The organism is Streptococcus sp. HMSC072D07, assembly GCF_001814835.1.
Classification (GTDB): Bacteria; Bacillota; Bacilli; order Lactobacillales; family Streptococcaceae; genus Streptococcus.
Window position 1 is genome coordinate 61,070 of the sequence record NZ_KV818078.1, and the last position, 22,655, is coordinate 83,724.

Genomic DNA, 22,655 nt, shown 5'->3' on the forward strand with positions numbered 1-22,655 from the left:
AAGGATGTTCTTTCACTGACTTATGATGAAGCGGTTGAAATTAGTTTGGAAGAATTAAAGACAATGATACCAGTAAGAGATCCGCTATGGGAAGAAGAAGAACGGCTTCGCGAAGAATATATTAAAATCCATGGTGAACGTGTTTATGACGACGAGGAAGATGAGTGAGATTATACATCAAAGGTGATTACACCAAAGAAATTCCATTTGATTACATGGAACTAGCGAAAAGGATGTGGTTTGAGGAAAAAGATGGAATAGAGCCGGATTTGTCGTATGCTGGGTTTCTAGAACTACCAATCGAGAAACTTTCTATTCATTTAGAATTAGATAAGGAAACTCATGATGATAGGTGGAAAAGTGTTCAGATTAAGGAAGGGATAAAATATGATTTTTTATCCCATAAGTCAGAATATATACAGCTAGATTACGAAGATGCAATGATGTCGGATTTTCGTGAGAAAGGTGAATGTTTAAGAATTTCTTCTAAGCACCTTGACCTTCTCACTGTTGATAAACGAGCTATGTATATTATGGCCATTGAAATTGCGACTGCTATTGATGGTCAGATTAGCGAAGATGATAAAGAGAGCTGGTTAAGTGTGGAGGAATTTAAAAAACGGCATGAGGATATCCTTTCGATGAGTTATGAAGAGGCTAATGAGCTGAGTTTGGAAGAAATTCCGTTTATGGATGATGTGAGAGACCCAGTTTGGGAAGAAGACGACCGCAGGAATGAAGAATACATCAAAATCCATGGCGAGCCAGTTTATGACGACGAGGAAGAATGAAATTATACTTAAAAGGCGATTATACAAAAAGAGTACCTTATGGTTATTTGGAACTAGCTGGCAAAATGTGGTTTCCAGAAGATGAGCAAATTTCTTACTCAAATGCTGGGAACAATGATGCATTACAAGAAGATTTTTTCTCAAATTTATCCTTGAGGAAAAGCACTGCTGATAAGAGATGGTCTAGTGTCCCCCTAAAGGAAGGGGTAAGAAGTCTCTTTTCACATATTAAAGAATGTATTGAAATTAATTTTGAAGATGCATTTGCTACAGATTATAATGAAAAGGGTGACTATCTCCGTATTTTAACCACCCATCTAGAAATTTTGACAGTTGATAAACGGGCTATGTATATTATGGCGCTTGAGATTGCAAAGGTGATTGACGGGCAAATTAGCGAGGATAATAAGAAGACATGGCTAACAGTCGAGGAGTTTAGGAAAAAGCACGAGGCTATTCTATCTCTGACTTTTGAAGAAGCAAATGAACTAAGTTTGACAGAAATTCAAACGATGGATGTTGTAGACGACCCTCTTTGGGAGGAAGAAGCTAATCGTCGAAAAGAATACATACTAGCACATGGAGGCGATATCTCAGATTTATGAGACTATATATTAAAGGTGATTACACCAAAGAAATTCCATTTGATTATTTAGAACTAGCGAAGAGAATGTGGTTTGAAAGTTATCAAGGAGAAGGCATCCCACTCTCCTATTCTGGTTTTCTTCAAATCAGAGATAGGAATGATATAGCAATTCATCTAAAACTAGATAAGCAGGATTGTGATGAACGTTGGTTGCATGTTCCGATACAAGAAGGGATAAAATACCGTTTTTATTCACAAATTGATGAAGATCTAAATTTGGAATTTGAGAATGCTTATGTAACTGATTTTCGCGAAAATGGAGACTTTTTGCGTTTGGCTTCTACCCATCTTGAATTGCTCACTCTTGATAAAAGAGCGTTCTATATCATGGCCATTGAGATTGCTACAATCTTGAATGGACAAATTAGCGAAGATGACAAGAAAACATGGATAACAATCGAGGAATTCAAGGAAAAACATAAAGATATCTTATCTCTAACCTTTGAGGAAGCAAATGAGATGAGTTTGGAAGAAATTCAAACGATTGATGCTATTGACGATCCCATCTGGGAAGAATTAGATAGGGAGCGTGAGGAGTATATCCGAATCCATGGAGAGGTAGAGTTGGACGACGAGGAAGATGAGTGAGAATATATATCAAAAGTGATTTTAAGCAAAAAATAACCTTTACGACAAGAGAGCTTGTTTGGAAAATGTGGTTTAAAGAAAGAAATGGTCAAAAAATAAGTTTCTCAAATGTCGGGGATGATGAGATGCTGCAAGATGATTTTTATTTCGGAGCAGAGTTGCGCAAATGGGCTTCAGTTGATGAAAGATGGGATAAGGCTCCTTTTATAATTCCGAGCAATCCTTGGTTGTCCTTGCAATATGAAGATATTGAACTTGAATTTGAACATGCCTTTATTTCCGACGACCGCGAAAAAGGGGAGTTTCTTAGAATTGCCTCAACTCATGTAGATATTTTAATGGTTGACAAGCGCGCTTTATACGTTATGGCTATTGAAGTAGCATCTGCCATTGATGGTCAGATTAGCGAAGACGGCAAGCAAAGTTGGCTAAGTGTAGAAGAATTTAAGGAATATCACAAGGATGTTCTTTCACTGACTTATGATGAAGCTGTTGAAATCAGTTTGGAAGAATTAAAGACAATGGTACCGGTAAGAGATCCTCTATGGGAAGAGGAAGAACGCCTTCGCGAAGAATATATCAAAATCCATGGCGAACGTGTTTATGATGATGAGGAAGACGAGTGAGACTATATATCAAAGGTGATTATACTAGAAAAGTGTCATTTGGCTACAGAGAACTCGCATGGAAAATGTGGTTTAAAGAAAGAAATGGTAAAAAAATAAGTTTCTCAAATGTCGGGGATGATGAGATGTTGCAAAATGACTTCTATTTATCTTTACGGTTAGATAAGTGGGGAGCAAGTGGCTCTCGTTGGAAAGATGTCAAGGCAAAAGGGGGCAGTGCAATCAATTCCCAAAAATATGAAAATATTGATTTGGATTATGAAGGAAGTTATGAAAGCGACGGTAGAGAAAAGGGTGCTTATCTAAGAATCGCTTCGAATTATCTAGATGTATTAACAGTTGATAAACGAGCTATGTATATTATGGCACTTGAAATTGCGACTGCGATTGATGGGAAAATTAGTGAAGATGATAAGAAAACATGGCTAACAATCGAGGAATTCAAGGAAAAGCACCAAGATATCTTATCTCTGACTTTTGATGAAGCAAATGAGATGAGCTTAGAAGAAATTCAAATAATCGACGCTATTGATGATCCCATCTGGGAAGAGTTGGATAGAAAACGTGAAGAGTATATCCGAATCCATGGAGAGATAGAGTTGGACGACGAGGAAGAATGAAATTATATTTAAAAGGTGATTACACCAAGACTGATTTTTATGAAGAGTTTAAAGAAATGGCTCAAAAAATGTGGTTCAAAGAGCGAAAAGGAATTCCACTTGATTTTTCCTATGCTTGGGATGAAGATTTACATTTGAATTTACGGTTGGATAAATTTAAATATAATGACGAACGTTGGGAGAGTGCAAATTTTAATACAAATATAAACCCTTGGAAGACATTTGAATATGAAAACTTGACATTGGATCTAGAAAATTCTTATGAAAGCGATGGACGTGAGAAAGGTGATTGTTTGCGGATTATTTCCACTCATCTAGATATTCTAACGGTTGATAAGCGAGCGCTCTATATCATGGCGATTGAGGTAGCATCTGCCATTGACGGTCAAATCAGCGAAGACGACAAAGAAACATGGCTGAGTATTGAAGAATTTAAAACGAAACATGCAGACCTGCTGAATTTGACCTACGACGAAGCAGTCGATATTAGTTTGGAAGAACTAGAGGTTATGGAGGCGATTGATGAACCCCTTTGGGATGAATTACACAGAGGATGGGAAGAATACATCAAAATCCATGGTGAACGAATTTATGACGACGAGGAAGACGAGTGAGAATATATAATCCCACCTATTTGAAAGAGAGTGTTGATAGGGGAAAGGCGAATGTTAGATAAAGTAAAACAGTTTAAGTGGTTGATTGTATTGTCCTTGTTCCTATTAGCGATTCCTTTATATTTTACTTACAATCATTTCCAACAATCTAGTGCTTTAAAAGAAGCTTTTGAAAAAAATGAAAGAATTGAAGTTCTTCATCGTTTGACATCATCAGAAAAATATGCGTCTGACATCCACAAGGCAGGATATACTATTCCTTCTGACGGAGCTATTCGATTGGATGGAGTTATTTATCCATTAGAAATAGAAGGAGAGTTACATTTGAAAATTAGCCCTCCAAAAGAGGATGCTAAGGATTTTCAGTTATTTTTCATCACACAGGTTAATGAAAAACAAACACATATAACTTTCATTTTAGATAAAAATCTGAATTTAATTTATTCCAGCTATTCTCAGCAAAATGGAAACGGGAAAAGAGAGATTGTTTCTGTCTCACAAGCCGAAGAAGATTACTTGTTGAGAAGTGTTCAAAGCGAGATTGATGACTTCATGAAAAAAATGTATCAAACCTTGTATGGTTAGATTGTTTGAGAAAGTAACTTCTTGCTCAACGCAATGCTGTATGAACAAGACTTCTAAGATTACTTAGACAGAGGGGGTGAACAGAATGTCGGGACTTAAAAAAATACTGATCGTTATTGGTTCTGTAATTGCCTTAGCTACTGGCTTGAATCTTTATTTTCAGTATCAAAACCACCAAGAATATATGCAATTAAAAACCTCCTTTGAAGAGAGGGACAATATAGCCGTCTTACAACGTTTAATGGCGTCAGAAAAATATGCGTCTGATATCCGTAAAGCGGGTTATGTCGTTCCTCCCGATGGTGCTATTCGTTTGGATGGAGGAATTGACTCCATAGAGATAAAAGGAGACATCAATTTGGATATCTCAAATCCGGGACGGAATGGGGTTACTGTTTATTTTAGAATGGAGATAGATGGTAAAATAACTAGCGTACTATATGAATTGGATAAGAACTTTGATATAGTTTCTAGCAGCTACTTTCAATTTAATGAAAAAAATATAAAAGAGAGTGTGAACATCTCTCAATCCGAAGAAGAACGCCTATTAAAGATTGTTCAAAAAGAGCTTGATGGCTTCATGAAAAAGATGTATCAAACCTTGTATGGATAGTTTGCCAGAGAAAGTAACTTCTTGCTCAACACAATGCTGTATGAACAACGGGGTGTGTTGAGGGATTTTACTAGAAAAAGATACCGTAGATGAGATACAAAAAAATTACCCAAGTACTTATAATTTCATTCGAAATATTGAAACAGGGAATCAAGAGTTGACAGAGATGAGGTGATTAGATGAAGAAGAGAAAATTTGTAATTTTTTCGTTGCTAATAGTTCTATTATTATCTTTCTCTGGTTTTCAGTACTATAAATATCAGAGAGTTCATAATATTTTTGATGAAATATACTACGAAGAAAGTGATTATCACAATTATACATTTCTCTGGAAAGGACGAGCTTTTTATAAGTTAAAAAGTTTAAAATTTGTGGACAACGATTCTCAAGAAATTTCTATTCATTCTATTGATTATAAAAGTGTAGATTTACCAAATACTATTCAATCTCTAGGTTATTATTTTTAATTTGGATTTCAGGAGATGACGAAAGTTGGGATAGAGATGCGTTTGAGACTGCCAGATACAGAGACAACCATAAATGTAGATTACCTGTACGATGTAAACAATCGGCAATTAGAACGGTTTATGTGGTACTATGATGATGAGAGTACAGGATATTTTCAGTAGTCTCAAGTAGAGGACTTTCTTGCCAAACGCGGTAAGACTGTTGATGAGATTCGCAAGGAAGCAGACAATGTACTCCGTAATAAAGTCCTTAAAGACTGGACCACTATCTACTCTAGTCGTTTTAGCACAGATAATTGGGGAGAAGTGACAGTTAAGGATATATGGAGAACAGAATAACAAACGAAACGGCGAGGCAATAGTGTTATACAGGTGGGGTGCTATGACAGAGTTCTTAAGAATATTTTATTTTATTCGATAGCTTTGGTCTGCTTTCTTTTGGTGTGACGAAAGAAACTCCCTATACTATCACCATCACCAATGTAGACAACAAGCCAGCTTACTTTGAAGCTCAAGTGGTGGATCGGTAGATTTAGGAACCGTAAACTAGGCCTCAGTTGTTGTAATTGTTTGGTAAAGGAGACTTATTTGCTTTGAAAGTAACAATCAGCTTGTTTCTTTCGAATATGCAAGAGAGGCTCTAGTGGCGAATACTAGTCAAAATGTCAAAAAAGATTTAGATAAACCTAATCCCGCAGTTGGAGAGTAAAATGTTAAAAAGAATAAGAAACTATTATAAAAACAAACCAACTCAAGCTGTCCTAATGCTCATAGTTCTTATTTGGTCAGTATATGAGATTGGTGCGACCAGCTTGGCAAGTAACTCGGCATTAACTAAGGAATTCATGCATAGTCGGTATGTTATAGTTTGGCCAATGGTAGATAAGAAAATGAAATTATACCATTATGCGGAAGAATGGACTAATGACGTTTTAGTTGGAATGATGCATTTAGACTATGGAAATATAAGAATAACTAGTTTTCCTAAAAAATGGGAGAGTGAAGCTGAAGTTTACTATACGCTGTCTCAGGATGAGTATGCTGATAGAGTATATTTTTTCTTAGACGAGCCAATTTCCAAAGCCTATATCAGCAGATTAGAACAAAATTATTATTTGATTTCAAAGAATGCAGTTGCTATTAAAGAGGAAACAGGTAAAACGGTTGAACAGTTAGTTCAAGAAGTGGGGAATGCAAGGAAAACCTTCTTATCAGTTCTTGGAAAGATGAAAATCCTTCGTTTGGTTTATTTGATTCTTCGTATGATAGTATTGTTGCAGTGTATCAGGTGGTCGGGTCAGCGTAGAAAAAGGAAAGAGAACGAAATTTTGCAGAATAGATAGAGCTCCCAAAAGGTATGATGATAAAGAGCTTCCAAACAATCAAAAAGATATTCATTTGGTAAAGAATGGGATTGTTGTCAGCTACCAAGGGGAGAAAGTTTTTTATGTAACCAATAACAAGTCCTACACGATCACCATCACCAATGTAGACGACAAACCGGCGCACTTTGAAGCTCAAGTGGTGGATAGGTAAAATTTCAGCTCTCAAATGAGGGCTTTTTTAGATACAAGTTTCAAAAAAGAAGCAAATATGATATACTAAAGAACGAATATTCTATTAGAATTAGGACAAGCAATATGAAACAAACGATTATTCTTTTATACGGTGGGCGTAGTGCAGAGCGTGAAGTCTCTGTCCTTTCAGCTGAAAGTGTGATGCGTGTGGTCAACTACGATCGTTTCACAGTCAAGACTTTCTTCATCAGCCAATCAGGTGACTTTATCAAAACGCAAGAATTTAGCCAGACTCCAGGTCAAGAGGATCGTCTCATGACCAATGCGACTATTGACTGGGACAAGAAAATAGCGCCAAGTGCCATCTATGAAGAAGGTGCAGTGGTCTTTCCAGTTCTTCATGGTCCGATGGGAGAAGATGGTTCAGTTCAAGGATTCTTAGAAGTTTTGAAAATGCCTTATGTTGGTTGCAATATCTTGTCATCAAGTCTTGCCATGGATAAAATCACGACCAAGCGTGTGTTAGAATCTGTCGGGATCGCTCAAGTTCCTTATGTGGCCATTGTCGAAGGAGATGATGTGACTTCTAAAATCGCTGAAGTTGAAGAAAAACTGACTTATCCAGTCTTCACGAAGCCGTCAAACATGGGTTCCAGTGTCGGTATTTCTAAGTCTGAAAACCAAGAAGAACTCCGTCAAGCCTTGGAGCTTGCCTTCCAATATGACAGCCGTGTCTTGGTAGAGCAAGGGGTGAATGCCCGTGAAATCGAGGTTGGTCTCTTGGGCAACTACGATGTGAAGAGCACGCTTCCTGGTGAAGTGGTCAAGGATGTTGCCTTTTATGACTACGATGCCAAATATATCGATAACAAGATTACCATGGACATCCCAGCCAAGATTAGTGATGATGTAGTAGCTGTCATGCGTCAAAATGCTGAAACAGCCTTCCGTGCGATTGGTGGACTTGGTCTATCTCGTTGTGATTTCTTCTATACAGATAAGGGCGAGATTTTCCTAAACGAGCTTAACACCATGCCAGGTTTTACCCAGTGGTCTATGTATCCACTACTTTGGGACAATATGGGAATCAGCTACCCAGAACTAATCGAGCATTTGGTTGACCTTGCTAAGCAAAGTTTTGACAAGCGCGAAGCGCATTTGCTATAAAATGAAAGAGAGGGTAGAAGCCGGAACTATCACTGCAAGGTGAGTCGAGTTCTCGGACTTCAACCCTTTTTAAAGGAGTAGAAATGAAATTAACGATCCATGAAGTTGCCCAAGCTGTTGGGGCTAAAAATGATGTCAGCATCTTTGAGGACACCCAGATAGAAAAAGCTGAGTTTGACAGTCGTTTGATTGGGACAGGTGATTTGTTTGTGCCACTCAAAGGTGCGCGCGATGGTCATGACTTTATCGAAACAGCTTTTGAAAATGGTGCAGCAGTAACCTTGTCTGAGAAAGAGGTTGCAAATCATCCCTACATTCTAGTAGCTGACGTTTTGATTGCCTTTCAACAACTAGCCGCCTACTATCTTGAGAAAACGGCTGTTGATGTCTTTGCCGTAACGGGTTCAAATGGAAAAACGACGACCAAGGATATGTTGGCACATTTATTATCAACAACCTACAAGACCTACAAAACTCAGGGCAATTACAATAACGAGATTGGTCTTCCTTACACAGTTCTTCATATGCCAGATGATACTGAAAAATTGGTCTTGGAAATGGGGCAGGATCACTTGGGGGATATCCATCTCTTGTCTGAATTGGCTCATCCTAAGACAGCCATTGTGACCTTGGTTGGAGAGGCTCATTTGGCCTTTTTCAAAGACCGTTCTGAGATTGCCAAAGGAAAAATGCAGATTGCAGATGGTATGGCACCAGGTTCTTTGCTTTTGGCACCAGCTGACTCGATTGTAGAGGACTACTTGCCTACAGATAAAAAGGTGGTTCGTTTTGGGCCAGGAGCAGAGCTGGAAATCACAGACTTGGTTGAGCGCAAGAATAGTCTGACCTTTAAGGCCAATTTCTTGGGACAAGCCCTCGATTTGCCAGTGACAGGTAAGTACAATGCCACCAATGCTATGATTGCTGCTTATGTGGCTCTACAAGAAGGAGTTTCAGAGGAGCAAATTCGTCAGGCCTTTCAGAACCTAGAATTGACCCGCAATCGTACTGAGTGGAAGAAGGCAGCCAATGGAGCAGATATTCTGTCTGACGTATACAATGCCAATCCAACTGCTATGAAGTTGATTTTGGAGACATTCTCTGCCATTCCAGCTAATGAAGGGGGCAAGAAAATCGCTGTCTTGGCAGACATGAAGGAACTCGGCGACCAGTCAGTCCAACTCCATAACCAGATGATTTTAAGCCTATCGCCAGATGTGCTGGATACCGTTATTTTCTATGGAGAAGACATTGCCGAATTGGCACAACTTGCCAGTCAAATGTTCCCAATCGGTCACGTTTTCTACTTCAAGAAAACAGCTGACGAGGACCAATTTGAAGACCTAGTCAAGCAGGTTAAGGAAAGCCTCGGTGCCAATGACCAAATTTTGCTTAAAGGCTCTAACTCCATGAATCTAGCCGAGTTGGTCGAAAGCCTAATGTAGTTTAGCGATTTCCATATGAAATTGTAGATTTCAAATCAGTGCATTTCTGCAATACAAATGATATAATAGGTTGCGAATTTAAGACGCAAGTATTCTATGCATGGCATGGAATCAAGTTTTTCAAAAAAAATAAAAAGGTCGAGCAGTGACTTTTCTACTGCTCCGGCTAGATGAACGAGGAATAGAATATGAATTTGTGGGATAAATTATTTACCACACAGATATCAGAACCGCCCCAGTTTGAACTTCACTGGTACATTGGTTTGTTATGTTTACTGGCTCTTACTTTCTATGCTTCTTATCGTTTTCGCGAGAAAGTTGCTTACCAGCGTTTTATTCAGATTCTTCAGTCTGTTCAACTGATTGTTCTGTATAGCTGGTATTGGGGAAATCTCATGCCTCTGTCAGAAAGTTTACCCTTCTATCATTGCCGTATCGCCATGTTTGTTATGCTCTTGATTCCAGGAAAATCCAAGTACAAACAGTACTTTGCTCTTTTAGGAACTTTTGGAGCAACAGCAGCACTGGCTTACCCTCTCTTTGATCCCTACCCATTTCCACACGTGACCATTTTGTCCTTCATTATCGGACATGTTGCCCTTTTAGGAAATGCGCTTCTATACTTGTTTAGAAACTATCAGCCATCCCTTCTCGATTTGAAGAATGTGGCGGTGATTACCTTCGCCTTAAATGGCTTGATATGGGTTGTCAATTTAGTTGTAGATGGGGATTATGGATTTTTAAACAAACCACCACTTATTGGAAGCTTCGGCCAACCCTTAAATTATCTCATTGTTTCGACTGTTATCGTGATAGCAATTCGCTTAACAGGGAAATTAGTAGAAAATTTTTTACAACAAAAATCGGAAGAATTTATTCAAGAGAAGATCTAAAATGATCTTCTCTTTTTTGGGTTTTTAAGAAGCAGAAAGGAAATTGTGAACGTTAACTTCAAAAAATCTCTTAGAAGAAGAATTTTTCTAGAATTTTCTCAAAAAACATGCAGGAATTTTATCAAAAACTAAGCACGATTGGATTTTTTGTGTTATAATATTCTTTGAATAGCTATGCCCAAACATAGTTATTAAATAGAAGTGAGAAACTTGGAAGACAGAGAGGACGCGATGTAATGACTAGAGATGGTTTTTTTACAGGCTTAGATATCGGAACAAGCTCGATTAAAGTGCTAGTAGCTGAGCATAGAGATGGCGAAGTAAATGTAATTGGTGTTAGTAATGCCAAAAGTAAAGGTGTAAAAGACGGAATTATTGTTGATATTGAAGCAGCTGCTTCAGCAATCAAATCCGCAATCACACAGGCAGAAGAGAAAGCTGGTATTTCTATTAAGTCTGTTAACGTTGGCCTTCCAGCAAACCTCTTGCAGGTTGAACCAACACAAGGAATGATTCCTGTAACTTCAGATACTAAAGAAATCACAGATCAAGATGTTGAAAATGTTGTCAAATCAGCTTTGACAAAGAGCATGACTCCTGACCGTGAAGTGATTACCTTTATTCCAGAAGAATTCATCGTGGATGGTTTTCAAGGAATCCGTGACCCTCGTGGTATGATGGGTGTTCGCTTGGAAATGCGTGGTCTGCTTTACACAGGTCCTCGTACAATTCTACACAATCTTCGCAAGACGGTTGAGCGTGTAGGTATTCATGTTGATAATGTGATTATTTCACCTTTGGCAATTGTGAACTCCGTTCTCAATGAAGGCGAACGCGAATTTGGTGCGACTGTCATTGACATGGGTGGAGGTCAGACTACTGTAGCGACTATCCGCAACCAAGAATTGCAGTTCACTAACATCTACCAAGAAGGTGGAGATTACGTTACTAAAGACATTTCTAAAGTCTTGAAAACATCTCAAAAAATTGCTGAAAGTTTGAAACTGAACTATGGTGAAGCTTACGTTCCACTAGCAAGTAACGAAACTTTCCAAGTTGAAGTAATTGGTGAAGTAGAACCTGTTGAAGTAACAGAAAGCTACTTGGCAGAAATTATCTCAGCACGCATCAAACATATCTTTGACCAAATCAAACAAGAGTTGGAAAGAAGACACTTGTTAGATTTACCTGGAGGTATCGTCCTTATCGGTGGAAATGCAATTTTGCCAGGAATTGTTGAATTAGCCCAAGAAGTATTTGGTGTTCGCGTAAAACTTTATGTACCAAATCAAGTTGGAATTCGCAACCCTGCATTTGCGCACGTGATTAGCTTGTCTGAGTTTGCTGGTAAATTGACTGAAGTCAATCTTCTTGCCCAAAAAGCAGTTAAAGGAGATGAATTCCTTCGTCAAAAACCAATCAACTTTGGCATTCCAAATCAACGTTTGAATCCAGTAGCGCAACCAAGTCCAGCACAAGCAGCTCCAGCTGAAACTGTGCAGGAAACTCCAGTTGCTCCCAAGGAAGAATTCCAAGCAAGTTCTCAAAGTAAACCGAAGCTAACAGAACGTTTCCGTGGTTTGATCGGAAGCATGTTTGATGAATAAAAGAGGATAAGAAATTATGACATTTTCATTTGATACAGCAGCAGCTCAAGGCGCAGTTATTAAGGTAATTGGTGTCGGTGGTGGTGGTGGTAACGCCATCAACCGCATGGTTGACGAAGGTGTTGCTGGTGTAGAATTTATCGCAGCCAACACTGATGTACAAGCCCTTAGCAGTACGAAAGCAGAAACAGTTATCCAACTTGGTCCAAAATTGACTCGTGGTTTGGGTGCTGGAGGACGTCCTGAAGTTGGACGTAAAGCTGCAGAAGAAAGTGAAGAAGCTTTGACGGAAGCTATCACTGGAGCGGACATGGTCTTTATCACTGCAGGTATGGGTGGTGGATCTGGTACAGGTGCAGCCCCTGTTATTGCACGTATCGCTAAAGATCTTGGTGCTCTTACAGTTGGTGTTGTGACACGTCCTTTCGGATTTGAAGGAAGTAAACGTGGTCAGTACGCTGTAGAAGGAATCAACGAACTTCGCGAGCATGTTGATACTTTGTTGATTATCTCTAATAACAACTTGCTTGAAATTGTTGATAAGAAAACGCCACTTCTTGAAGCTCTTAGCGAAGCAGATAACGTTCTTCGCCAAGGTGTTCAAGGGATCACTGACTTGATCACGAATCCAGGATTGATTAACCTTGACTTTGCTGACGTGAAAACTGTAATGGCCAACAAAGGGAATGCTCTTATGGGTATCGGTATCGGTAGTGGTGAAGAACGCGTTGTTGAAGCGGCTCGTAAAGCAATTTACTCTCCACTTCTTGAAACAACAATCGATGGTGCAGAGGATGTCATCGTCAACGTTACTGGTGGTCTTGATTTGACCTTGATTGAAGCAGAAGAAGCTTCAGAAATTGTCAACCAAGCAGCTGGCCAAGGTGTAAACATCTGGCTTGGAACATCAATTGACGAAAGCATGAAGGATGAAATCCGTGTTACTGTTGTAGCGACAGGTGTTCGTCAAGAGCGAGTGGAAAAAGTAGTTGGAGCTCGTAACAACCAACCAGTTGGACGTCCATCAACTAAAGCTCCACAAGCGCACACATTTGACCGTCAATTCGACTTGGAAGAGACAGCAGAAATGCCTAAATCAAGCCCACGTCGTTTTGAAACAAACCAAGCCTCTGCTTTTGGAGACTGGGACTTGCGTCGTGAGTCAATTGTTCGCCAAACAGATCCAGTTGTTTCACCAGTAGAACGCTTCGAAACACCAGTTTCACAAGATGAAGATGAATTGGATACACCTCCATTCTTCAAAAATCGTTAATCAATGAATTTGAAAAAAAATACTGAATTAGTTTTTCAGCAAATTGCTGATGCTAGTCAAAAAGCCAACCGTAATCTAGATGCTGTTTCAGTAATCGCAGTGACAAAATATGTAGATGTACAAACAGCGGAAGCTTTGCTTCCGCTTGGCATCTATCATATCGGTGAAAATCGGGTTGATAAATTTTTAGAAAAATATCAGGCCTTGAAAGATTACCCAGTCACTTGGCATTTAATAGGAACACTACAGAGACGGAAAGTAAAAGAAGTAATCCCATATGTGGATTACTTTCATGCTTTAGACTCCCTAAAATTAGCCCAGGAAATTCAAAAGAGAACAGATCATGTTATCAAGTGTTTCTTGCAGGTTAATATTTCTGGGGAAGAAAGTAAGCATGGGTTTTCAAAAGAAGAATTGCTAGAACTTTTGCCAGAATTGGCTAAGTTAGATCAGATTGAGTATGTTGGTTTAATGACCATGGCTCCTTTTGAGGCAGACAGTGATGAATTGAAAGAAATTTTCAAGGATACGCAGGCTCTGCAAGCAGAAATTAGAGAAAAACAAATCCCTAATATGCCGATGACAGAGCTAAGCATGGGAATGAGTCGTGACTTTAAAGAAGCGATTCAGTTCGGCTCAACCTTTGTTCGAATCGGTACAGCATTTTTTAAATAGGAGAGAGCTATGTCTTTAAAAGATAGATTCGATAAATTTATAGATTATTTTACAGAAGATGGAGAAGACGTGACTAACTACCAGACTCAACAAGAGGAAACAGTTAGCCCAGCCATCTCATCTTCTAAAGAATTACCAGCATCTGCTCAGCCGGGCTCAGTAAAAGATGCGAATATTACTCGCCTCCATGCTCGTCAACAAGAGTTGGCAAAGCAAAACCATCACTCAGATGAGAAAGTGACGATTGATGTTCGTTATCCAAGAAAGTATGAGGATGCAACTGAGATTGTTGATTTGTTAACTGGAAATGAAAGTATCTTGATTGATTTCCAATACATGACAGAAGTACAAGCCCGTCGTTGCCTTGATTACTTGGATGGAGCCCGTCATGTCTTGGCTGGAAATATGAAAAAAGTTGCGAGTACGATGTATCTATTGACGCCTGTCAACGTTGTCGTGAATATTGAGGATATCAAGCTTCCAGATGAATCACAAAGCGCTGAGTTTGGTTTTGATATTAAACGAAATAGAGCAAGATAATGATTTTCTTAATTCGTTTAATCCAAAATGCGGTTAGCATTTATTCCATCATTCTCGTTGCATTTGCTCTTCTTTCATGGTTTCCAAATGCCTATGAAAGCCAGCTAGGTCGCTTAGTTATCAGACTTGCTCGCCCAGTTATTGAGCCCCTTCGTAAGCTCAATCTACAATTTGCTGGTCTTGATTTTACGGTTTGGGCAGCGCTGATTCTGATTCAGTTTGTTGGAAATCTCTTAACACGACTAGTCCTATTACTATGACAGCAAATCGAGCCATTTATCAGCATTTTTCCCAAGATGATATTCCCTTTATTGATAAGGGTTTAGAGTGGATCAAGCGGGTAGAAGATACCTATGCGCCGGTACTTACTCCTTTTATCAATCCCCATCAGGAACAGATTTTGAGGGTACTAGCTGGGACATATGGACTGGGTTGCCAAAGTAGTGGTGATTTTCTTCCGACAGAGTCGGTTCGTGTTCTTCTCTATCCCGATTACTTTGAACCGGAGATATCAGACTTTGAAATGGCCTTGTTGGAAATTTGCTATCCGAGTAAGTTTGAACAACTGAGTCATGGAAAAATATTGGGAACAATCATCAACCAACTAGGAATTGACCGTAAATTATTTGGTGATATCTTGGTAGATGAAAAGAGAGCACAGATTTTTGTCAATCGTGATTTCATTCCTCTTTTTCAGGATGGAATAAGAAAGATTGGCAGACTTCCTGTATCGCTGGAGGAACGTCCTTTTACCGATAGGATTTTGTCTAAAATTGATTATAGAGAACGAGAAATTTTAGTTTCGAGTTTTCGATTGGATGCCCTCTTATCAAGTGCCTTGAAATTATCTAGAAATCAAACTAGTCAACTGATTGAGAAAAAATCTGTCCAGGTAAATTATCATGTGGTTGAAAAATCTGATTACCAGGTCGCAGTTGGAGATTTGATCAGTGTGAGAAAGTTTGGTCGTTTGAAAGTTGTCAAAGACAATGGTCAGACCAAAAAGGATAAGAAAAAACTAACAGTCCGGCTACTTTTAAGCAAGTGAGAAAAAATATGTCGATTACACCACAAGAAATAAGTGATAAAGCTTTCTCAAGAACATTCAGAGGCTACAATCAGGAAGAAGTTGACCTCTTTCTAGATAAGATTTACTTTGAATTGGAGGAGATGATTCGATACAAAAATGAAACTGAACTCTATATCAAAAAACTAGAAGAACGTCTTTCCTATTATACGAATGATATTCCTAAGAGAACAGTAACAAGCGAGCAAGAACCAGAAGCAATTAATGATTCTATTTTTTATTAAGTAAGTGAGGAAAAGTATGCCAATTACATCGTTAGAAATTAAAGATAAAACCTTTGGTACAAGATTTAGAGGTTTTGATCCAGAAGAAGTAGACGAGTTTCTTGATATCGTTGTTCGTGACTACGAAGACTTGGTTCGTAGCAATCACGATAAAGAGACACACATCAAGAGTTTGGAAGAACGTTTGTCTTACTTTGATGAGATGAAGGATTCCTTGAGTCAGTCAGTTTTGATTGCTCAAGATACTGCGGAGCGTGTTAAACAGGCTGCTCAAGAACGTTCAAACAATATTATTCAACAAGCTGAACAAGACGCTCAACGTTTGCTTGAAGAAGCGAAATACAAGGCAAATGAAATTCTCCGTCAGGCAACAGATAATGCGAAGAGAGTGGCTGTTGAGACAGAAGAGTTGAAGAACAAGAGTCGCGTATTCCATCAACGCCTCAAGTCTACGATTGAAAGTCAATTGGCTATTGTCGAGTCATCTGATTGGGAAGATATTCTTCGCCCAACAGCTACTTACCTTCAGACAAGTGATGAAGCCTTTAAAGAAGTGGTGGGTGAAGTTCTTGGTGAAACTGTATCTTTACAACCAGAGGAAGAGCCTATTGATATGACTCGTCAATTCACACCAGAAGAGGTTGCTGAATTGCAAGCTCGTATCGAGGCTGGTAACAAAGAATTAGCTGAGTTTGAAGCTCAACAAAATCAACAGACAGAAGAAAGTGACCAGCATGAAGAGCCAGTTGAAGTAGAGGCTACTGCGGCAACTGAGGACGATGCAAACAAAGAATCTGTTCTTATCCTATAAAAAATGTGAGAACAAGATCCAACCAACTATATTTTCAGCGAGCGGGAGATGGTGAGAGTCCTGCAATCCCTAGTGGTTAGATTATCCTCTCAAGCAATCCAGTCCGAAAATAGTAAGACTGGACGTCCCCCACGTTACGGGAAAAGAGGAAAAGAGACCCTGTCTTTTTTCGAACAAAGGTGGTACCACGAATTTCGTCCTTTTTGCGAATCGTGGTTTTTATTTTGTCAGTTTAAATTAAAGGAGTAACAATGAAACTTAAAGAAACCCTCAATCTAGGGAAAACAGATTTTCCAATGCGTGCTGGTCTTCCAACCAAAGAACCAGTTTGGCAAAAAGAATGGGAAGAAGCAAAACTTTACCAACGTCGTCAAGAATTGAACCAAGGAAAACCGCATTTCACCTTGCATGATGGACCTCCGTATGCAAACGGAAATATCCACGTTGGACATGCCATGAACAAGATTTCTAAAGATATTATTGTTCGTTCGAAGTCTATGTCAGGATTTTATGCTCCTTATATCCCAGGTTGGGATACTCATGGTCTGCCAATCGAGCAAGTCTTGGCAAAACAGGGCGTTAAACGCAAAGAAATGGACTTGGTTGAGTACTTGAAACTTTGCCGCGAGTACGCTCTTTCTCAAGTAGATAAACAACGTGAAGACTTTAAACGATTGGGTGTTTCTGGTGACTGGGAAAATCCTTATGTGACCTTGACTCCGGACTATGAAGCGGCTCAGATCCGTGTCTTCGGAGAAATGGCTAAGAAAGGCTACATCTACCGTGGTGCCAAGCCAGTTTACTGGTCTTGGTCATCTGAATCAGCTCTTGCTGAAGCGGAAATTGAATACCATGACTTGCTTTCAACTTCCCTTTACTATGCTAACCGCGTCAAAGACGGAAAAGGTGTCCTAGATACAGACACTTACATCGTAGTTTGGACAACTACTCCATTTACTATCACAGCTTCTCGTGGTTTGACAGTTGGAGCTGATATTGACTACGTAGTCGTTCAACCAGCTGGTGAATCTCGTAAGTTTGTAGTTGCTTCAGAATTGTTGAACAGTTTGTCTGAGAAATTTGGCTGGGCGGATGTGCAAGTCTTGGCAACCTACCGTGGTCAAGAATTGAATCACATCGTAACAGTCCACCCATGGGATACAGCTGTAGATGAGTTGGTAATCCTTGGTGACCACGTTACGACTGACTCTGGTACAGGTATCGTCCATACAGCCCCTGGTTTTGGTGAGGACGACTACAATGTCGGTGTTGCCAACGGCCTTGAAGTTGCTGTAACAGTTAACGAACGCGGTATTATGATGGAAAATTCTGGTCCTGAATTTGCGGGTCAGTTCTATGATAAGGTTGTGCCGACTGTTATCGAAAAACTGGGTGATTTGCTCCTTGCTCAAGAAGAAATTTCTCACTCATATCCATTTGACTGGCGGACTAAGAAGCCAATCATCTGGCGTGCAGTACCACAGTGGTTTGCCTCTGTATCTAAATTCCGCCAAGAAATCTTGGATGAAATTGAAAAAGTGAAGTTCCACTCAGAATGGGGGAAAGTTCGTCTTTACAATATGATTCGTGACCGTGGTGACTGGGTTATCTCTCGTCAACGTGCTTGGGGTGTTCCGCTTCCAATCTTCTATGCTGAAGACGGAACACCAATCATGACAGCTGAGACTATTGAACATGTAGCTCAACTCTTTGAGGAACACGGTTCTATCATCTGGTGGGAACGTGATGCTAAGGACCTCTTGCCAGAAGGATTTACGCATCCAGGTTCACCAAATGGCGAGTTTAAAAAAGAAACAGATATCATGGACGTATGGTTTGACTCAGGTTCATCATGGAATGGAGTAGTGGTCAACCGTCCAGAACTCAAATATCCAGCAGATCTTTACCTTGAAGGTTCTGACCAGTACCGTGGTTGGTTCAACTCATCACTTATCACATCTGTTGCTAACCATGGCGTTGCTCCCTACAAACAAATCTTGTCACAAGGATTTGCCCTTGATGGTAAAGGTGAGAAGATGTCTAAATCTCTTGGGAATACCATTGCTCCAAGCGATGTTGAAAAACAATTTGGTGCGGAAATCTTGCGTCTCTGGGTAACAAGTGTTGACTCAAGCAACGACGTGCGTATCTCTATGGATATCTTGAGCCAAGTCTCTGAAACTTACCGTAAGATCCGTAACACTCTTCGTTTCTTGATTGCTAACACTTCTGACTTTAACCCAGCTCAAGACGCAGTGGCTTACGATGAACTTCGTTCAGTTGACAAGTACATGACGATTCGCTTTAACCAGCTTGTCAAGACCATTCGTGATGCTTATGCCAACTTTGAATTCTTGACAATTTACAAGGCCTTGGTGAACTTCATCAACGTTGATTTGTCAGCCTTCTACCTTGACTTCGCTAAAGACGTTGTTTACATCGAAGGTGCCAAATCACTCGAACGCCGTCAAATGCAGACAGTCTTCTATGACGTTCTTGTCAAAATCACCAAACTCTTGACACCAATCCTTCCTCACACTGCAGAAGAAATCTGGTCATATCTTGAGTTTGAAGCTGAAGAATTTGTTCAATTGTCAGAATTGCCAGAAGCAGAAACTTTTGCCAACCAAGAAGAAATCTTGGATACATGGTCAGCCTTCATGGATTTCCGCGGACAAGCTCAAAAAGCCTTGGAAGAAGCGCGTAATGCAAAAGTTATCGGGAAATCGCTTGAAGCACACTTGACAGTTTATCCAAATGAAGTGGTGAAAACTCTTCTTGGAGCAGTGGATAGCAATGTAGCTCAACTTTTGATCGTGTCAGAATTGACCATCGCTGAAGGTACAGCTCCAGAAGGAGCAGTTAGCTTTGAGGATGTTGCCTTTACAGTTGAACGCGCTGCAGGTGAAGTTTGTGACCGTTGCCGTCGTATCGACCCAACAACAGCAGAACGCAGCTACCATGCAGTTATCTGTGATCACTGTGCAAGCATCGTAGAAGAAAACTTTGCGGACGCTGTCGCAGAAGGATTTGAAGCCAAATAATCAGATTAGAAATATGTCTTCTCATAGTTTAAGATGAGAGAGAAGGTAAAAGAGAGAAAGTCATTTCTCTCTTTTTTTGCTGGTAAAAGCTTAGGACAAAGATGTAGAAATTCAACATTTTTAGGGAGAGTTTTAAGTTGATTTTTGAGATTTTTTCAAAAAGGGAGGTCGTGTTTTGGTACTTTTCAAAAGCACGTGTTGTTTCTAAAAATCGCGACAAATAATTTGAATAATCAAGTGAAATCAGGTAGAATAGAAAGGATTGAATAATATATTGAAAAGGAAATCTTTAGAATGAAACATCAGTTTTATGGAGAAAAACGACAGCGCTTTTCTTTCAGAAAGTTGTCTGTCGGGCTCGTTTCGGCGACTATTGGAAGCTTCTTTTTGAATGGGCAAATAACTGGGGACTTGACTTCTGTAAAGGCAGCAGAAATTCAAAGTCAGCAGTCTGCTCAGGTCAAATACCACTACGTAGTGGAGTCTGAATTGACAGAGGCAGAGAAGAGTGCCTTGATTAGGGAGATTCCAAAGCATGTTGAGGATGCTTCAGAGACCTATTACTTAGTTTATCGTCCGACTACTCAAGGGGATTCATCTGGAGTATTGCCTAAGACAGGTCACTCCGGCCTTTGGGAATCAACATTTACAGCGATGGGTCTTGCATTACTAGTACTTGTAGTTGTTAGAGGCAGAAATGGGAAGAGGTATTTATCTTCGATCTTGTTGGTAACTGGAATGGGATCCATGCTGCTATCTCCAACAGTCTTAGCAGTGACGAATATCGAACTCGCTGCATATAATCAAAGTCTTAACTTGGGTCTTGGAGAATCCCTTCCAGCGCCATTGAAAATTGACGGTTACGACTATATCGGTTACTTAAAGAATGAAGAACAAAATGATAGTCATTTAACTCATTCTGCTCAGAAGGAAAATCCGACACTTGATTTGGAGAAAGAGAAGGGAAGTGAACTTAAACCGAGTGAAACAAATCTTGATATGAAAGAGATTGTTTCGGATAAGGGTGATGCTTTAACTGAGGAAGAAAGAGAAGCTATAGCTGCTAAGGAGAGAGAACTCGCTCGCCTTGGAGCAGTTCATGAATTGCCAGAATTAAAAATTAGTGAACAAAAGTCGGTTCAAGATCTCCCTTATCAGACCCAATACCAGTATTCAGATGACTTGGTTCAAGGTCAATCAAAAGTCATACAATCAGGTGTTCGAGGCCAAAGAACAGTTGTAACTCGTCATTATCGTGAGAATCAAGAAATCGTAAAAAGCGAAATGATTTCTGATCAAGTGACGCTTGAACCTGTTTCTGAAATTATTTTAGTTGGAACAGCTCCAACTAACTCGATACCAAAAGAAACTCCAGTTCACGAAGTTCCAGAACTGACAAAATATGGCACGAGTCCTGATACATCTCCAGTTCATGAAGTTCCAGAATTGGCAGAGTACGGCACAAGTTCTGAGATGCCTCCAGTTCAAGAGATTCCAGAACTGACGGAATATGGGACAAATCCTGATACAGCTCCTATTCACGAAGCTCCAGAACTGACAGAATATGGCACAACTCCTGAAACATCCCCAGTTCACGAAGTTCCGGAATTGTCAGAGTATGGCACCAGTCCTGAGACAACTCCAGTTCGTGAGACTCCAGAACTGACGGAATATGGCACAACTCCTGAAACAGCGCCTGTTCACGAAGTTCCGGAATTGTCAGAGTACGGAACCAGTCCCGAGACATCACCTGTTCACGAAGTTCCAGAATTGACAGAGTATGGGATAACTCCTGATACAGCGCTAGTTCATGAAGTTCCGGAATTGACGGAATATGGCACAACTCCTGAAACAGCTCCTGTTCACGAAGTTCCGGAGTTGGCAGAGTACGGAACCAGTCCCGAGACAGCTCCTATTCATGAGAACTCTGAGTTGGAATTGACTACAAATGATGAGGTTAGAATAGAAAAGATTGATTTTTCTATTGAGGAGCAGTACACAGATGAGATTCCAGAGGGGAGTCGCCAAATCACAACACCAGGAGTTGAGGGTGAGCGCACGATTAAGACTCGTGTCTATAGTTCTAACGGTCAAGAGGTTGACCGTCAAGAACTTTCGAATGAAGAAACCTTGGCTCCCGTAACGCAAATTGTCAAAGTCGGCACGGCTAAACCAAGCATGGTGCCAAATGAAGCACCAAAAGCAGATATTCTGCCAGAATATCCGTTGACTTATACTGACGAAATTCGTGTAGAGAAAATAGCCTTCAACATCGAGGAGCAACATACGGACGAATTGGTTCGTGATGCTCGTCAAATCGCCACTCCAGGAGTCCAAGGTGAACGGACTATCAAGACTCGTGTCTACAGTTCTAATGGACAAGAGGTTGACCGCCAAGAGTTGTCCAATGAGGAAACTCTGGCTCCCGTAACGCAAGTCGTTAAGGTCGGCACGGCTAAATCAAGCATGGTACCGAACAATCCACCGCAAGCAGACCCCCTTCCAGAGTATCCGTTGACTTATACTGACGAAACGCGCGTTGAAAAAATCAACTTTAGCATTCGTGAAGAAGAAACCGATGAGCTTGTTCGAGATGCTCGTCAAATCACAACTCCAGGTGTTGAGGGCGAACGCACGATTAAGACTCGCGTCTACAGCTCTAACGGTCAAGTTGTTGACCGTCAAGAGTTGTCTAACGAGGAAACTCTAGCTCCTGTAACACAAATCGTCAAAGTCGGCACGGCTAAACCAAATATGGTGCCAAGTGAAGCACCGAAAGCAGATGCTTTGCCAGAGTATCCGTTGACTTATACTGACGAAAC

At 40.1% G+C, this 22,655-nt stretch carries 24 protein-coding genes and 1 pseudogene; all 25 read left to right on the forward strand.

Going from position 1 to position 22,655, the window contains the following annotated elements; translation table 11 throughout:
• Positions 1 to 164: 164 nt before the first annotated feature.
• Positions 165 to 791, forward strand: a complete 627-nt coding sequence (locus HMPREF2991_RS08170) for a hypothetical protein (protein ID WP_070568383.1) — start codon at positions 165 to 167, stop codon at positions 789 to 791.
• Entirely contained in the window at positions 788 to 1,396 is a 609-nt protein-coding gene (locus HMPREF2991_RS08175) for a hypothetical protein (RefSeq protein ID WP_000780963.1), read from the forward strand. Before HMPREF2991_RS08170 ends, HMPREF2991_RS08175 begins: the two co-directional genes overlap by 4 nt.
• Positions 1,393 to 2,025 (forward strand): hypothetical protein, encoded by a 633-nt coding sequence (locus HMPREF2991_RS08180; protein ID WP_070568386.1) that lies wholly within the window; start codon positions 1,393 to 1,395, stop codon positions 2,023 to 2,025. The genes HMPREF2991_RS08175 and HMPREF2991_RS08180 overlap by 4 nt, the downstream gene beginning before the upstream one ends.
• Positions 2,022 to 2,651, forward strand: coding sequence for a hypothetical protein (locus tag HMPREF2991_RS08185; protein ID WP_070683820.1), 630 nt, complete (start codon positions 2,022 to 2,024; stop codon positions 2,649 to 2,651). Before HMPREF2991_RS08180 ends, HMPREF2991_RS08185 begins: the two co-directional genes overlap by 4 nt.
• Positions 2,648 to 3,271, forward strand: a complete 624-nt coding sequence (locus HMPREF2991_RS08190; RefSeq protein ID WP_070568393.1) for a hypothetical protein — start codon at positions 2,648 to 2,650, stop codon at positions 3,269 to 3,271. The genes HMPREF2991_RS08185 and HMPREF2991_RS08190 overlap by 4 nt, the downstream gene beginning before the upstream one ends.
• On the forward strand, positions 3,268 to 3,885 hold the full coding sequence (locus HMPREF2991_RS08195) for a hypothetical protein (RefSeq protein WP_070568396.1): 618 nt from the start codon (positions 3,268 to 3,270) through the stop codon (positions 3,883 to 3,885). Before HMPREF2991_RS08190 ends, HMPREF2991_RS08195 begins: the two co-directional genes overlap by 4 nt.
• A gap of 51 nt (positions 3,886 to 3,936) precedes the next feature.
• Positions 3,937 to 4,470, forward strand: a complete 534-nt coding sequence (locus tag HMPREF2991_RS08200) for a thiol-disulfide isomerase (protein ID WP_070568402.1) — start codon at positions 3,937 to 3,939, stop codon at positions 4,468 to 4,470.
• A gap of 85 nt (positions 4,471 to 4,555) precedes the next feature.
• On the forward strand, positions 4,556 to 5,083 hold the full coding sequence (locus HMPREF2991_RS08205) for a thiol-disulfide isomerase (RefSeq protein WP_070568405.1): 528 nt from the start codon (positions 4,556 to 4,558) through the stop codon (positions 5,081 to 5,083).
• A gap of 179 nt (positions 5,084 to 5,262) precedes the next feature.
• A complete protein-coding gene (locus tag HMPREF2991_RS11275; RefSeq protein ID WP_000746268.1) occupies positions 5,263 to 5,550 on the forward strand; it encodes a TipC family immunity protein in 288 nt (95 codons plus the stop codon).
• A gap of 174 nt (positions 5,551 to 5,724) precedes the next feature.
• A pseudogene (locus tag HMPREF2991_RS11280) lies at positions 5,725 to 5,889 on the forward strand (TipC family immunity protein); the annotation flags it as partial.
• Between the two features lie 371 nt (positions 5,890 to 6,260).
• Positions 6,261 to 6,893: a hypothetical protein gene (locus HMPREF2991_RS08215; protein WP_070568408.1), complete on the forward strand. Its 633-nt coding sequence runs from the start codon at positions 6,261 to 6,263 to the stop codon at positions 6,891 to 6,893.
• Positions 6,894 to 6,948: 55 nt separating this feature from the next.
• Complete coding sequence (locus HMPREF2991_RS11045; RefSeq protein WP_000240324.1) at positions 6,949 to 7,086, forward strand: hypothetical protein; 138 nt, start codon at positions 6,949 to 6,951, stop codon at positions 7,084 to 7,086.
• A 104-nt stretch (positions 7,087 to 7,190) separates the two neighbouring features.
• Entirely contained in the window at positions 7,191 to 8,234 is a 1,044-nt protein-coding gene (locus tag HMPREF2991_RS08220; protein ID WP_070683822.1) for a D-alanine--D-alanine ligase, read from the forward strand.
• An 83-nt stretch (positions 8,235 to 8,317) separates the two neighbouring features.
• Complete coding sequence (murF, locus tag HMPREF2991_RS08225; RefSeq protein WP_070568414.1) at positions 8,318 to 9,679, forward strand: UDP-N-acetylmuramoyl-tripeptide--D-alanyl-D-alanine ligase; 1,362 nt, start codon at positions 8,318 to 8,320, stop codon at positions 9,677 to 9,679.
• 188 nt (positions 9,680 to 9,867) lie between these two features.
• Positions 9,868 to 10,572, forward strand: a complete 705-nt coding sequence (locus HMPREF2991_RS08230; RefSeq protein WP_070568417.1) for a YwaF family protein — start codon at positions 9,868 to 9,870, stop codon at positions 10,570 to 10,572.
• Positions 10,573 to 10,808: 236 nt separating this feature from the next.
• On the forward strand, positions 10,809 to 12,179 hold the full coding sequence (gene ftsA / locus HMPREF2991_RS08235; RefSeq protein ID WP_070535008.1) for a cell division protein FtsA: 1,371 nt from the start codon (positions 10,809 to 10,811) through the stop codon (positions 12,177 to 12,179).
• A 16-nt stretch (positions 12,180 to 12,195) separates the two neighbouring features.
• The gene (gene ftsZ, locus HMPREF2991_RS08240) at positions 12,196 to 13,452 is read left to right on the forward strand and encodes a cell division protein FtsZ (RefSeq protein ID WP_000144262.1); all 1,257 of its coding nucleotides are present in this window, start codon (positions 12,196 to 12,198) and stop codon (positions 13,450 to 13,452) included.
• A gap of 3 nt (positions 13,453 to 13,455) precedes the next feature.
• Positions 13,456 to 14,127: a YggS family pyridoxal phosphate-dependent enzyme gene (locus tag HMPREF2991_RS08245; RefSeq protein WP_007521215.1), complete on the forward strand. Its 672-nt coding sequence runs from the start codon at positions 13,456 to 13,458 to the stop codon at positions 14,125 to 14,127.
• A 9-nt stretch (positions 14,128 to 14,136) separates the two neighbouring features.
• On the forward strand, positions 14,137 to 14,667 hold the full coding sequence (locus tag HMPREF2991_RS08250; RefSeq protein ID WP_070568420.1) for a cell division protein SepF: 531 nt from the start codon (positions 14,137 to 14,139) through the stop codon (positions 14,665 to 14,667).
• Positions 14,667 to 14,927 (forward strand): YggT family protein, encoded by a 261-nt coding sequence (locus HMPREF2991_RS08255; RefSeq protein ID WP_000576501.1) that lies wholly within the window; start codon positions 14,667 to 14,669, stop codon positions 14,925 to 14,927. The genes HMPREF2991_RS08250 and HMPREF2991_RS08255 overlap by 1 nt, the downstream gene beginning before the upstream one ends.
• Entirely contained in the window at positions 14,924 to 15,715 is a 792-nt protein-coding gene (locus HMPREF2991_RS08260; RefSeq protein ID WP_070568422.1) for a YlmH family RNA-binding protein, read from the forward strand. The genes HMPREF2991_RS08255 and HMPREF2991_RS08260 overlap by 4 nt, the downstream gene beginning before the upstream one ends.
• Positions 15,716 to 15,723: 8 nt before the next feature.
• Positions 15,724 to 15,978: a DivIVA domain-containing protein gene (locus HMPREF2991_RS08265; RefSeq protein WP_070568424.1), complete on the forward strand. Its 255-nt coding sequence runs from the start codon at positions 15,724 to 15,726 to the stop codon at positions 15,976 to 15,978.
• Positions 15,979 to 15,994: 16 nt separating this feature from the next.
• Entirely contained in the window at positions 15,995 to 16,789 is a 795-nt protein-coding gene (locus HMPREF2991_RS08270) for a DivIVA domain-containing protein (protein ID WP_070568426.1), read from the forward strand.
• A 251-nt stretch (positions 16,790 to 17,040) separates the two neighbouring features.
• A complete protein-coding gene (ileS, locus tag HMPREF2991_RS08275; RefSeq protein WP_070568429.1) occupies positions 17,041 to 19,833 on the forward strand; it encodes an isoleucine--tRNA ligase in 2,793 nt (930 codons plus the stop codon).
• 294 nt (positions 19,834 to 20,127) lie between these two features.
• On the forward strand, positions 20,128 to 22,655 hold a 2,528-nt coding region (locus HMPREF2991_RS08280), incomplete at its 3' end, for an SIALI-17 repeat-containing surface protein (RefSeq protein ID WP_257372022.1).